The organism is Apibacter sp. B3546 (assembly GCF_009827885.1).
Classification (GTDB): Bacteria; Bacteroidota; Bacteroidia; order Flavobacteriales; family Weeksellaceae; genus Apibacter.
This window is the reverse complement of the sequence record NZ_WINW01000002.1, coordinates 247,200-259,755: the sequence shown is the minus strand read 5'-3', so window position 1 is coordinate 259,755 and position 12,556 is coordinate 247,200. Positions and strand designations below refer to the sequence as shown.

The window sequence follows — 12,556 nt, the reverse complement described above, 5'->3', positions numbered from 1 at the left end:
TTATGCGATGAATTTTATAAGCCTTTTATAAAGGATATATATTCGTCTATGCTTTTATCCAAAGTGCCATTATCAGCTGCATAATAAGAATTATATAACATATAATATCCCCTAAAATTCGAACTAACATAGGCTGCCGTAAGTTTAATAGGCAAAATTAAATCTTCCAAATTCAGATTTTTATTATCTTTAAGATCGTCTTCACTTATACCGGCAGAAAATGCTAATGCTATTTTTTTATCTTTTAATTTATCCCCTTTAGATCCATAGGCCCAGCCATAAGTAAATACCTCATCGATCCAACGTTTTATTAAACCGGGTACATTAAACCAATATATTGGATATTGTAAAATTAAGTTTTCATGGTTTTCAATTAATTTCTGTTCTTTTTGAACATCGATTTTATAATCCGGATATTCATAGCAAAGATTATGAACTGTAAAATCTTTCGGATATTTTTTTAATTCTTCTGACCATCTTTTATGAATTATCGATTGATTTAAATTGGGGTGACCATTAATAATTAATGTTTTCATCTTTTTTAATTTGATTATAGTTTTTATAAATTATATATTGTAATCATTGTAAATATATTAATTTAAAATCAAATTTAATATAATTATGAATCAATATTTGCTAAAAAATAAATAGATGAATAATTTAGATTTCAATAATTATTAGTACTTAACCAATATAAATAAATATAATATGAAAAATAAAGAAGTATAAATGATTATACTTAAAATAGTGTATATTTTAAACTTTTGAATAAAAAAAGAAATCAGACTATATTTTTAGTAAGTAAGGATTAATTCAAAATGTGACTAAAAAAACTTGAAATTATTTCAATAATTCAATAGCTTGTTTTCTTGCGTTTTCCGTAATATCAGAACCGCTTATTAACTGAGCAATTTCCTCAATCCTTTCCTCATGATTCAGTAAACGTATTTGAGTTTGAGTTTCCCCCGATTTTTCCGTTTTTTCGACTTTAAATTGACTGTTTCCTTTTGCTGCAACTTGAGGCAAATGAGTAATGGCAATTAATTGCATGGTTGAAGCCATTTGCTGCATTAATTTTCCCATTTCATTAGCAATACGTCCTGAAACCCCCGTATCAATTTCATCAAAAATTAAAGTAGGTAATGCTTCTTTCTCAGACATAATTTTTTTTATTGCTAACATTACGCGTGATCGTTCACCTCCCGATATGGCTTTAGCTATAGGCTGTAAGGACATGCCGGCATTAGCGGAAAATAAAATATTGAGGATATCTGTACCGTTTGCAGTAAATTGATCTGTTTTTTGTATGGAAATTTCAATTTTAGATTTTTCCATTCCTAAATGTGAAAGTATAGTGAGTATTTTGTTTTCTAATTCAGGAACATGTGTCTTTCTTTTAGTATGAAGATCCTGAGACCATTTAGTAAGTTCTGAAGAAAGTGTTTTAATAGTATCTTGACAGGCTTGGATTTGATTTTCCAAATTCATCAAATCAGAGGTATCTTTAGATAAAGAATCTCTAATTTGTTTTAATTCCTCTATAGTGGTTACTTTATGCTTCGCATATAAAGAATGAATTAAATCAACTTTTTGAGTAAGATCTTCATAACGCAGCGGATTGAAGTCTAATCTTTCAAGGAAAAACTCGGATTCTGTTGAAATATCTTGTAATTCCAACTTAACGCTGCTGATTCTTTCAGATAATTTCATTAAATCCCCTGAATATTGCGAGCCTTTATCCATGCGCGAAGATACTTTTCGTAATTGATTTAAAATCCCTATCTCATCATTATCTAAGATTTGTTTAACTTCAGTTAAGATTTGAGCTAAATATTCAGAATTTTTCAACAAATTCAGCTCATTTTCCATATCAATAAAATTGATGGAATCTAATTGAGCCGTATTTAACTCTTCTAATAAATAGTTTTTATAATCAACTTCTTCATTACTTAAAAGTAATTTATCCTTTAACGAGTTAAGCCTCGAATTTTCAAATACGTATTTTTGATAAACTTTTTGATACTCTTTCAAATCTAAACTTGCACCGGAATAAGTATCCAATATATGTAATTGATATTTATCATTCATCAGATCCGAAGTATCAAATTGAGAATGAATATCAATAAGTTTTTCAGTTAGCGAATGTAATACAGATAGGGTAACCGGAGTATCATTAATAAAAGCTCTAGATTTACCTGAAGGTAAAATTTCTCTTCTAATAATAGTAATAGGATCGAAATCCAATTCATTTTGAATAAAAAAGTCAGAAAATAGTTCGCGATCAAGAGTGAATTCCGCTTCAACAAAGCATTTTTCATCAGCATTTTTCAAAGATTTGTAATCTGCCCGCTCGCCTAAAACTAATTTTAATGCTCCCAGAATTATGGATTTACCGGCACCGGTTTCGCCTGTAACAGTTATCATACCGTAAGGAAAGTCAATATCCAGGATATCTATCAACGCATAATTACGAATTGATAAATGAGATAGCATAAATTTCTAATTTTTAATTTTATTCCAGTATTCGTTACTGTTGATTGGATTGATTTTTTGTAACAGAGTTTTCAATTCTGAAATGTTCATTGAAGTAACCGGAGTTCCGCCAGAAAATATATTGGCTATTTCTTCACGTTTTGCAGTTAAGAAAAGATCTAAAGGATAAAACTGATAATTGGAAGAATATTCATTTAATTTCATTAAATAAGTAGCAATGTGAGTTTTAGCTTGTAATTCATTAGAAGACATTACATCTAATCCTAAACGATGATAATTATAAGAAATATTTCTTAACATTTTTGCTTTATCATTTATTAGATCGGAAATAAGAGATCCTCGGGTTCTAGGACCGTCAAAAGTATTCCACCCGTTGTATCCTTGATTAATGGAATTATCTGCAATTTTTTGAGCTTTATCAAAGTATTCATTTCCTCCGTATCGTGAAAATGTGTCTGCATCATATCCTAAGATCATATAAATATAATAGGCAATAACATCAGTTAAATTTTTTCCGCTGAATCGGGTTTCATTAAATACTAAATTTTCGGATTCTAGATAATTAAAGGTAAAATCGGTGTCTTGATAATTTAATACGGGTGTGATATATGAAGAATTATAAACCGGTCTGCTGGATTGAATTAATAAGGTAGCTTTAAATTTATCTGTTGAAATTCGTTCCTCAATAATAATTCCGAACGAACATTTAATTCGTTCCTGCACAGATAATTTTTTACCCTGAACCCAATCCGTATTGTTGATAAATTCTTTTAAATCTTTTTTCAAGGTAGTAAAAACTTGATTGTTTGATCCTTGAACTTTACTGTAATCGATATTTACATCAGCCAATAATTGTTGGCAAGTAGCAAACAAAGGTAAAAACAGCAATAGAGTAATTAAAGATATATGTTTCATAAATCAGGTTTTAATTCTTTCATGAATAGATTTTAAAATATTTTCAGCAACTTTTTCTTTGGTTTGAAGATCAAAATACTCTATACCTCCCTTGTTATCTAAAATAGTTATTTTGTTGGTATCGTAAGAAAACCCTGCGCCTTTATCCTGTAAAGAATTTAAAACAATCATGTTTAAATTCTTTTTGTTCAATTTAGTAAGAGCATTTTCTTCTTCATTATTCGTTTCAAGAGCAAATCCCACTAAAAATTGGTTACTTTTGGTTTTACCTAACTCTAAAAGTATATCTTTATTTTTTAATAAGGGTAAAGAAAATGATTCTTCATTTTTCTTAATTTTAGTTTTAGATACAGTTTCTGGTCTATAATCGGCTACAGCTGCGGCCATAATAACAATATCTGTATTCTGATAATGTTCCGTTACTTTTTGATACATTTCTTCAGAAGACATAACATCTATTCTTTTAATGGAAGAATAATGCGAAAGTTTTTGACAAGTAGGACCGGATACTAAGGTAACTTCAGCCCCTAATTTCTCGGCTGCTTTAGCTATTTCAAAACCCATTTTACCTGAAGAATGATTGCCTATAAAACGTACCGGATCAATAGGTTCATAGGTAGGACCGGCAGTAATCAATAGTTTCTTTTTATAAAAAATTAATTCTTTTCGTATATAATTTTCAATAAAGTCTAAAATTTCTTCCGGCTCTGCCATTCTTCCTTCACCTTCTAATCCACTGGCAAGTTCGCCCTTATTTGGAGGTATTAAAATATCTCCTTTTTGTTGAAGTTTCTTAATGTTTTCCTGATTGTATGGATTTTTATACATATCCAAATCCATTGCAGGAGCAAAAAAAACTGTGTTTTTTGCTGACAAATATGTTGCTAAAGCTAAATTATCAGCTTCGGCACTGGCCATTTTAGATAATGTATTAGAGGTAGCAGGTGCTACCACTAAATAATCGGCATGTAAAGCTAAATCTACATGGTTGTTCCATTCTCCGGTGTTTCCTTCAAAAAATTGAGTATATACCGGTTTTTTGGAAAGTGTCGATAAAGTTAAGGGAGTAATAAAATTATGGGCCTTAGGGGTCATAATTACCTGCACTTCACAACCTCTTTTCATGAAAAGCCTTACAAGGGAAGCAGTTTTATAAGCAGCTATGCCACCTGTAATAATTAAAACGATCTTTTTCCCTTCTAAAACCGACATTTGTAAAAATGGATATTAGGCGTCTGTTTTTCTAAAATAAACTTCGTTATCTAACCATTCTTGAATGGCAATTAACGTTGGTTTAGGTAATCTTTCGTAATATTTTGAAACTTCGATTTGTTCTCTGTTTTCGAATACTTCATCTAAAGAATCGCTATTAGAAGCAAATTCATCTAATTTTTGGTTTAAATCATTTTTAATAAAGGTATTGATTTGTTCAGCTCTTTTACCTATGATTACTATGGCTTCATAAATGTTACCTACTTTACTCTCAATTTGTTGTCTGTTGAAAGTAATGGTTGTGTTGGGTGCATTTAATTCTTTTAAATTCATATTTTGATGGTGTATAATTAGTTAACTTATTTTATTTTTTCGCTCTTTTTCTGCTGATTTTAGTTTATCTTCTGATTGATCTTTTGCTTCATTAATGCTTTTTTCTTTGTTTTGATATACAATTCTGGCATTTTCCAATCGATTATTCAATCTTTTAGCTTCGTCCAAATATTCAGATTTTGGAAATAATTTGCAAAAGTTGTTATATGAATTAACCGCATCATTAATCCGTTCATTTTGCAATCTATGAATGGAATTAACTGCTAATTCAGTTTTTGCTCTTAAAGAATAAATTAAGATATCTTCACGCAATTTAGTATCCGGAAAATCGCTTAATACATTATCAAAAGAAATAATAGCGGCTTTATATTCTGTTACTTTATATAAAGTTTTAGCATTTTCAAAGGCTTTCTTTTCCAACTTTCTTGTCAAATCGTCCATCATTCGGTTGCATTCTGCAATCTTATCCGAGTTTGGATATGTGTCGATATAAAGTTGTAGTTCTTTTAACGCATCACGAGTATTCGTTTGATCCAAATTATAATCAGGAGAGTCTGCATAATAACAATAAGCAGCCATAAATGCAGCTTCATCCGCTCTTGAATCTTTAGGATACGACATTACAAAATTTTTAAACTGATGAGCCGCAAGTCTGTAGTTTTTATCCAGGTAATTCAAATAAGCTGTTCGATAAGAAACTTCAGGAGCTTCATCTGTTCCTACTATAAATTTGTTTGCATACTCGTATAAGCTAATGGCTTGAGAATATTTTTTTCTTTGTTCATATTCTTCAGCAACCTTTAATATCAAGTCTTTATCAGTACTTTTCAAAGCTTGATTTAATCTTCTCTCACAACTAATTAAAAGGAGAAATGACAAACCTAGTAGAGGTATTTTTTTCATCTAACTACAAAATTACATCTTTTTATAATTTAAAACAAATAAATAACATTTATTGATATAAATGATACCTAAAAGTAAACAGCTAATAAATAGTTCGATAAACCCTTATTGCAATAAAATTTAAGCTAAGATGGATAGGTTCTCTAATTCTTTTTCTATTTTTTCAATGAGATTAGAAGACGCAGGAGTTAATGGTAAACGCGTATAGGGTTTACAAATTCCTTTAAGAGATAATAATGCTTTTATACCGGAAGGGTTACCTTCAGCAAAGATAAGTTCAAAAAGTTTTTTAATTTTATAATGAATTCTATAAGCATCATCGACTTTCCTTTCCAATGCCAGTTGCATCATTTGAGAAACTTCATGGGGAAGAGCTTGACCTAAAACAGATATAACTCCCAAACCACCTGCTAATACCATAGGTAAAGCTAATTCATCATCTCCGGAAATCACCATAAAATCCGATGGTTTATCTTTAATAATTTGTGTGGATTGTAAAAAGTTTGGGCTTGCTTCTTTAATTCCTAAAATATTTGAGCAGTCTTGAGCTAATCGTAGGGTTGTTGCAGCTTCAATGTTAGAGCCGGTTCTCCCGGGAACATTATATAGTAATATAGGTTTGTTGCTGTTTTCTGCTATGCTTTTATAGTGAAGATAAATTCCTTCTTGGGAAGGTTTATTGTAATAAGGAGAAACGGAAAGTATTGCCGTAAAATCTTCCAGATCGGTTGTACGAACTTGATGTAATATATCTGCCGTATTATTTCCCCCTATACCCAAAACCAAAGGTAATCTCTTGTTGTTACTCTTTTTTACGCAATCAATTACCTGTTTTTTTTCTTCTGAGTTTAAAGTAGCATTTTCGGCAGTAGTACCCAAAATTACTAGGTAATTGGTACCGCCTTCAATATTGTAATTTACTAATTTTTCTAAGGATGGAAAATCAACCGTCCCATCTTCGCAAAAAGGTGTAATCAAGGCCACACCTAATCCTTGTAATGATTTCATAAGAGTAACAATTTTGTCTTTATACTATAAAAAGTAAAAATACTATTAATTATTGAAATATGTAAAAAAATGAATGATAGATATAACTATTTTATGGCCTTAAAAATAAGCATCTTACAAATTTGATAAGAAGTCTAAAGTATCAACTCCATCTGCATAATCATCTATTTTAGGATTTTGAGCCTGTCCGGGAGCTACTGTTTTAAATTGTTGATAAGGTTGGGCACTCACTACGCATTGTAGAGAATCGGCATGCTGAGAGATAAATTTTTCAAGTTCTGAGTCATCCGAATACGTACTGTAATATAGAGTGCCTATAGGACTAAATAAATTTCGAGATTCTTTCAATAGTATAAAGTTATTATCCCAAAACAGTTCTTGATTCATTAGATAAATCGCTTTATTATAATCGTAATTATTCGAATATTTGGTATGATTAATACAATCTTGATAGGAAATAAAAACTTCGAAGAGTTTATTAATATCATAATTCTCAGGAATGAAAAGTTGAGTAACACTTCTGCATCCTAAACCAAAATAAGAAAATACATCATCAGCCAGGCCGTGCAAATCTTCTTTCGATTCATTCCCATTAAGTATAGCGATTGAAGTTCTATTTTTACGTATTATATGCGGTATATCTTTAAAATAATATTCAAAATATCTGGCAGTATTGGTAGTACCGGTAGTAATAACCGCATCACAAGGAGGAAGTTTATCTACCCATTCAAATTCCAATTCTTCACAAAATTCTTTCCATAAGTTAAGTATAAAAGGGATAAGAACAGCGTCTTTAGATGATAATTTTATTTTTGCCTGATGCCCTGCCAGCAAAGTACTGATACAGTCGTGAAATCCAACCATAGGTATATTACCCGCTAATACCAATCCAACTGTTTTAGATTCTTCGGATTTTATTGTATAGTTAGATAACCATTGGGTTAGTATTTCTTCAGTAAGAACATTATTCCAATAAGTCAAAACCGAAAGAATGCTGTTTTCAGTAAACCAAGGGTTTTTTATCTCAGCAAGAGAGATACTATTTTTAAATTCGGAATATGTTGGGGATTCCGTCTGGTTTTTAGTAAGAAATTGATCTAAAATATTTCTTACGGCAGCTAACGACTTTATTCTTTGATTTAAACTCATTTTTACTTATGATAAATGTGAAAAAAATTGTATAATTTTGCACAAAAGTAAATTAAAATTAAATAATGGCTATAAAAATTACGGATGAATGTATAAATTGTGGAGCTTGTGAGCCGGAATGTCCTAATAATGCAATATATGAAGGAGCTGTTGACTGGAAACTGTCTGAAGGAACAGGTTTAACCGGTATGGTAGTTACGAAAAGTGGTCTTTCAATTGATGCGGATGCTCCTCAAAAACCTATATCTGACGATATTTATTATATAGTTGCTGACAAATGTACAGAATGCGTAGGGTTTCATGAAGAACCCCAGTGTGCTGCTGTATGTCCTGTCGATTGTTGTGTTCCGGATGATGCTCATGTTGAAAGTAATGAAGAACTACACGCTAAAAAAGATTTTTTACATCCTTCTTAATAGAAGTTGTACGCATTTACTTTATTTCTCAATAAGATAAAAACATTATATTTATTAAATAATGAAAAAATATAACTTTAGTGCAGGACCTTCTACTTTACCGGAAGAAGTTATTCAACAAGCCTCTCAGGCTATATTGGATTTTAATAATAACGGGATCTCTTTAATTGAAATATCTCATAGAAGTAAAGATTTTATAGCTATCATGGAAGAAGCTAGATCGCTAGCTAAGAAATTAATGAAGTTGGATGATAATCATGAAGTTTTATATTTACAAGGAGGAGCCAGTTTGCAATTTTCTATGGTTCCCTATAATCTGCTTAAATCGAAAGCGGCTTATATTGACAGTGGAAATTTTGCATCTATGGCAATTAAAGAAGCAGAAAAAATCGGTAATATAGAAGTTGTTGCCTCATCTAAACAAGATAAATATACCTATATTCCTAAAGATTATGTGGTACCCTCTGATGCTGATTATTTACATATAACCACTAATAATACGGTTTACGGAACAGAAATAAAAACATTTCCTGATACTGATATACCTTTAGTATGTGATATGTCATCGGATATTTTAAGCAGGAATATCGATTATAATAAATTTGCTGTATTGTATGCAGGTGCTCAAAAAAATCTTGGTCCGGCAGGAGTTACGCTGGTTATTGTGGATAAAAGATTTTTGGGAAAAACAGGAAGAAATTTACCTTCTTATTTAGATTATGAAGTTCATATTGCCAAAGAAAGCATGGCTAATACTCCACCCGTTTTTGCAGTGTACACCACCTTATTAAATTTACGCTGGTTGGAGAAACAAGGAGGAACAGAAGGCATTGAGAAAAAAAATAAAGAAAAGGCGGAATTGTTATATAATGAAATCGATCGAAATCCGTTATTTAGAGGTGTTTGTGTGAAAGAAGACAGATCGCCTATGAATGTATGTTTCTTTTTGAACGATGAAGAAAAACATAAAGCCCGATTTGATCAAATGTGGAAAGATGCAAATATTGTAGGTGTGGGAGGATACAGAACAGTAGGAGGATACAGAGCCAGCATTTACAATGCCATGCCTTTAGAGGGGGTACAAGTGTTAGTTAATGTTATGAAAGAACTTGAAAAAACCGCTTAAAAATTAATTTAAAAGTATTACAATGAAAATATTACCTAACGATGGCATTTCTTTATCTGCGATCGAATTTTTAGAAAAAGAAGGACATGAAGTTTTAAACCATAAAGTAGCTCAAGAACAATTAGCTAACTTTATAAATGATAACAACATTGATGTATTATTAGTTAGAAGTGCTACTCAGGTACGAAAAGAACTGATAGATCAGTGTCCGTCAATAAAAATTATTGGTAGAGGAGGAGTAGGCATGGACAATATAGATGTACAATATGCCAAAGAAAAAGGAATTCATGTAATTAATACTCCGGCTGCATCTTCCAGATCTGTCGCAGAATTGGTGTTTGCACATATGTTTAGCCTATACAGATATTTGCAAGATTCTAATCGTAACATGCCTTTGGAAGGAGACACGAATTTTGCAGCATTAAAAAAGTCTTATTCAGGAGCTATGGAGCTTGGAGGTAAAACTTTAGGAGTTATCGGTTTCGGACGAATCGGGGTGGAAGTTATCAAAATAGGATTGAGTTTAGGAATGAAAATATTGGTTTCTGATGTAAATGACATCACTAAAACAATTACATTGGATTTCTTTGACGGTCAACAAGTTCATTTTGAAATATCCACAGTTCCTATGGAAGAAGTCATTAAAAATTCTGATGTTATTTCTGTACATATTCCTAAACAAAATAAATATATAATTGGAGAAGCAGAACTAAATAAAATGAAGCCAAATGCAATTATTGTAAATGCTTCAAGAGGGGGGATTATCGATGAAGTAGCCTTAATTAATGCCTTAAATGAAGATAAAATATTCGGAGCGGCATTAGATGTTTTTGAAAAAGAACCTAAACCCGAAATTACTTTATTAATGAACCCTAAACTATCTTTATCTCCACATATAGGAGGAAATACCAAAGAAGCTCAAGAAAGGGTAGGTATGGAATTAGCTGATCAAATTATTGAATTAGCAAAAAAATAGTATTGTAAACAATATACATTAAAAATTTTATTTAGTTCTTACATTGTTCTTAAATGGTCTTATATGTTAAGTTTTAAACCTTTTAAAGGAATACATGCTAAAGAGGAAGATATCAAAGATTTTCCCATGTATTCGCCGGATATATATTCTGATGAGCAAATAAGAATGAAACTAAGAGGCAAAACTCCTTCTTATATCGATCTTATTAAACCGATTTTTTTCAAAGGAGAAAGTCCTTTGGAAAATCGTTTAAAAAAGATAAGAAAAAGGTATGAGGATTATGTGAAAGACAATTTGCTTGATCATGATCCTGCCTCATTTTATATTTATGAGCAGAAAAAAAAATCCGGAGAAACCTTTAGAGGAGTTATAGGATTAATCTCTGTGGATGATTTTAAAGGAAAAAATATAAAAGTACCTTCGCCTACTAATGAAACAAAAGTCAATGGATTTACCCAATTTTTAGATACCACCTATTTGCAAACTAATCCGATATTACTTTGTTATGAATCCAATTCCAAAATAGAGATATTAATGGATTTAGAAATGAAAAGTAAACCATTTATCCATTTTGAGGATGAAATGGAGGTTTCACATAGATTATGGAGAATAGATAACCGATTAAAATTATCACAATTTAAAGACGTTGTTTCCAATTTGCCTTCTTTATATTTAGCCGATGGATATTACCGGTTGATGGGAGCTATAAAACACTCAGACAAGATTAAAGATAAAAGTAAAACTAAAAATTTCTTATTTGAACAAAACCATCAAGTATTATCTTTATTAGTTTCAGGTCAAAACTTAAAAATTATAGAATATAATAGATTAATAAAATCACTAAACGGGTTAACCAAAAAAGATTTTTTCTCAAAACTGGAAGAACATTTTACTATTAATCATAAAGGCAAGGAACCCTATTTTCCCTCACATAAACATCATATAAGCATGTACATAGACGGAGAGTTTTTTGGTTTATACATTAAACACGAATTTAGGGGAATGAAGGAAGGATTAGGTTCTATTGATACGTATTTATTTAATACCTTTATCTTAGAAAGGATTTTTAATATAAAGGATTCCACACAAGAAATGAATTTAGTATCTTATATAAAAGGATCCAACGGTATTGAAGGGATAAAAAAAATAAAAGAAGAAGTAGATACGGGTGATTTTACAATAGGATTTGGTTTTTATCCTCCTTCATTTTCCGACTTACAAAAAGTGTTGGAATTAGGAGAAAAATTACCCGATAAAATCACCTATATTGAACCTAAATTTCCTACGGGTATGATCATGGTAAACATGAAATAAATAATAACAAATTATTATAATCAAAATTCATATCCATGAGTCGATGGATAAAATTTTGTAATTATCCAAACTCAATTAATCTTTCATTGATTGTATTTGACCGGCATAAGGGGTGTCATCAATAATTTTCCAATTATTAAGTTTTACCATGTTATACAATTCTTTCAGATTGGAAATTAATTGTTTTTTAGCTAAAGATTGTATATTAGATTTTTGAACTTCTTTAGTTATATCTTTTTTCCCTTCTTCCATTACTTCATTAAGTTCAGATTTTGAAAAATCATTTAAAAAACCGGTTTCCATATTATAAATTTCAACATCTGGATATACATGTAATTCGGGATCGGGTATTGACAAAATATGTACTGTTTTATGAGCTGAGTCTACCTCAATTTTCATCTTTTTCATATCATACGTTACTTGAGCCATGGCAGTAATGTACAATACAATATTTTTATTTAGAAAATCAAAATATTTAGGATTAAAATTATTATACTTTTTAGTCTTAAATGAAGAATAATTTTGTTCAATAACAATCATTTTATTCAAACGCTGAATTTCATGATTTATAATTCTGGTTTCAGATTTTACATTTTCTTTACCCGATTGTCTTAAAATAAATATAAATAGTAATAAACCTAAGATTAAAAATACTATGGATATAAAATATTTTTTTAAAAATTTAAGGATTATCATTATATATTTTTTAGT

13 protein-coding genes are annotated in these 12,556 nt (G+C 30.4%); 4 read left to right on the top strand and 9 right to left on the bottom strand.

The window, feature by feature from the left end; translation table 11 throughout:
- Positions 1–14: 14 nt before the first annotated feature.
- The 8 genes from GFU93_RS01280 to GFU93_RS01245 all read right to left on the bottom strand — a co-directional run bounded on the left by GFU93_RS01280 (position 15) and on the right by GFU93_RS01245 (position 8,013).
- Positions 15–536: an NAD(P)H-dependent oxidoreductase gene (locus tag GFU93_RS01280; protein WP_160566395.1), complete on the bottom strand. Its 522-nt coding sequence runs from the start codon at positions 534–536 to the stop codon at positions 15–17.
- 304 nt (positions 537–840) lie between these two features.
- Positions 841–2,493, bottom strand: a complete 1,653-nt coding sequence (gene recN, locus GFU93_RS01275; RefSeq protein ID WP_160566392.1) for a DNA repair protein RecN — start codon at positions 2,491–2,493, stop codon at positions 841–843.
- 6 nt (positions 2,494–2,499) lie between these two features.
- Positions 2,500–3,408 (bottom strand): DUF4835 family protein, encoded by a 909-nt coding sequence (locus tag GFU93_RS01270; protein WP_160566389.1) that lies wholly within the window; start codon positions 3,406–3,408, stop codon positions 2,500–2,502.
- Between the two features lie 3 nt (positions 3,409–3,411).
- Positions 3,412–4,620 (bottom strand): bifunctional phosphopantothenoylcysteine decarboxylase/phosphopantothenate--cysteine ligase CoaBC, encoded by a 1,209-nt coding sequence (gene coaBC / locus GFU93_RS01265; RefSeq protein WP_160556746.1) that lies wholly within the window; start codon positions 4,618–4,620, stop codon positions 3,412–3,414.
- Positions 4,621–4,635: 15 nt separating this feature from the next.
- Positions 4,636–4,953 carry a DNA-directed RNA polymerase subunit omega gene (locus tag GFU93_RS01260; protein ID WP_160543115.1) on the bottom strand — a complete coding sequence of 106 codons (318 nt, stop codon included), beginning with the start codon at positions 4,951–4,953 and terminating at the stop codon, positions 4,636–4,638.
- A 21-nt stretch (positions 4,954–4,974) separates the two neighbouring features.
- Entirely contained in the window at positions 4,975–5,856 is an 882-nt protein-coding gene (locus tag GFU93_RS01255) for an outer membrane protein assembly factor BamD (RefSeq protein ID WP_105297779.1), read from the bottom strand.
- Positions 5,857–5,976: 120 nt separating this feature from the next.
- Positions 5,977–6,864, bottom strand: a complete 888-nt coding sequence (gene dapA, locus GFU93_RS01250) for a 4-hydroxy-tetrahydrodipicolinate synthase (RefSeq protein WP_160566386.1) — start codon at positions 6,862–6,864, stop codon at positions 5,977–5,979.
- A gap of 114 nt (positions 6,865–6,978) precedes the next feature.
- Complete coding sequence (locus GFU93_RS01245; protein WP_160566383.1) at positions 6,979–8,013, bottom strand: acyl-CoA reductase; 1,035 nt, start codon at positions 8,011–8,013, stop codon at positions 6,979–6,981.
- Positions 8,014–8,078: 65 nt separating this feature from the next.
- Here GFU93_RS01245 and GFU93_RS01240 point away from each other — a divergent pair, with 65 nt between their 5' ends.
- From GFU93_RS01240 to GFU93_RS01225, 4 genes are all read left to right on the top strand, one after another.
- Complete coding sequence (locus GFU93_RS01240) at positions 8,079–8,429, top strand: 4Fe-4S dicluster domain-containing protein (protein WP_105297776.1); 351 nt, start codon at positions 8,079–8,081, stop codon at positions 8,427–8,429.
- 61 nt (positions 8,430–8,490) lie between these two features.
- A complete protein-coding gene (gene serC / locus GFU93_RS01235) occupies positions 8,491–9,555 on the top strand; it encodes a 3-phosphoserine/phosphohydroxythreonine transaminase (RefSeq protein ID WP_160566381.1) in 1,065 nt (354 codons plus the stop codon).
- Between the two features lie 22 nt (positions 9,556–9,577).
- Entirely contained in the window at positions 9,578–10,531 is a 954-nt protein-coding gene (locus GFU93_RS01230; RefSeq protein WP_160564961.1) for a D-2-hydroxyacid dehydrogenase, read from the top strand.
- 63 nt (positions 10,532–10,594) lie between these two features.
- Positions 10,595–11,845 (top strand): DUF1015 domain-containing protein, encoded by a 1,251-nt coding sequence (locus tag GFU93_RS01225; RefSeq protein WP_160566378.1) that lies wholly within the window; start codon positions 10,595–10,597, stop codon positions 11,843–11,845.
- A gap of 75 nt (positions 11,846–11,920) precedes the next feature.
- On the opposite strand, the gene GFU93_RS01220 is transcribed toward GFU93_RS01225, so the two are convergent.
- The gene (locus GFU93_RS01220) at positions 11,921–12,541 is read right to left on the bottom strand and encodes a DUF4230 domain-containing protein (protein ID WP_105297772.1); all 621 of its coding nucleotides are present in this window, start codon (positions 12,539–12,541) and stop codon (positions 11,921–11,923) included.
- Positions 12,542–12,556: the final 15 nt, after the last annotated feature.

Coding starts and splice junctions, on each gene's coding strand:
- coaBC (WP_160556746.1), bottom strand. CDS start 4,620: ATGTCGGTTTTAGAAGGGAAAAAGATCGTTTTAATTATTACAGGTGGC.
- GFU93_RS01245 (WP_160566383.1), bottom strand. CDS start 8,013: ATGAGTTTAAATCAAAGAATAAAGTCGTTAGCTGCCGTAAGAAATATT.
- recN (WP_160566392.1), bottom strand. CDS start 2,493: ATGCTATCTCATTTATCAATTCGTAATTATGCGTTGATAGATATCCTG.
- serC (WP_160566381.1), top strand. CDS start 8,491: ATGAAAAAATATAACTTTAGTGCAGGACCTTCTACTTTACCGGAAGAA.
- GFU93_RS01240 (WP_105297776.1), top strand. CDS start 8,079: ATGGCTATAAAAATTACGGATGAATGTATAAATTGTGGAGCTTGTGAG.
- dapA (WP_160566386.1), bottom strand. CDS start 6,864: ATGAAATCATTACAAGGATTAGGTGTGGCCTTGATTACACCTTTTTGC.
- GFU93_RS01230 (WP_160564961.1), top strand. CDS start 9,578: ATGAAAATATTACCTAACGATGGCATTTCTTTATCTGCGATCGAATTT.
- GFU93_RS01280 (WP_160566395.1), bottom strand. CDS start 536: ATGAAAACATTAATTATTAATGGTCACCCCAATTTAAATCAATCGATA.
- GFU93_RS01225 (WP_160566378.1), top strand. CDS start 10,595: ATGTTAAGTTTTAAACCTTTTAAAGGAATACATGCTAAAGAGGAAGAT.
- GFU93_RS01255 (WP_105297779.1), bottom strand. CDS start 5,856: ATGAAAAAAATACCTCTACTAGGTTTGTCATTTCTCCTTTTAATTAGT.
- GFU93_RS01270 (WP_160566389.1), bottom strand. CDS start 3,408: ATGAAACATATATCTTTAATTACTCTATTGCTGTTTTTACCTTTGTTT.
- GFU93_RS01260 (WP_160543115.1), bottom strand. CDS start 4,953: ATGAATTTAAAAGAATTAAATGCACCCAACACAACCATTACTTTCAAC.
- GFU93_RS01220 (WP_105297772.1), bottom strand. CDS start 12,541: ATGATAATCCTTAAATTTTTAAAAAAATATTTTATATCCATAGTATTT.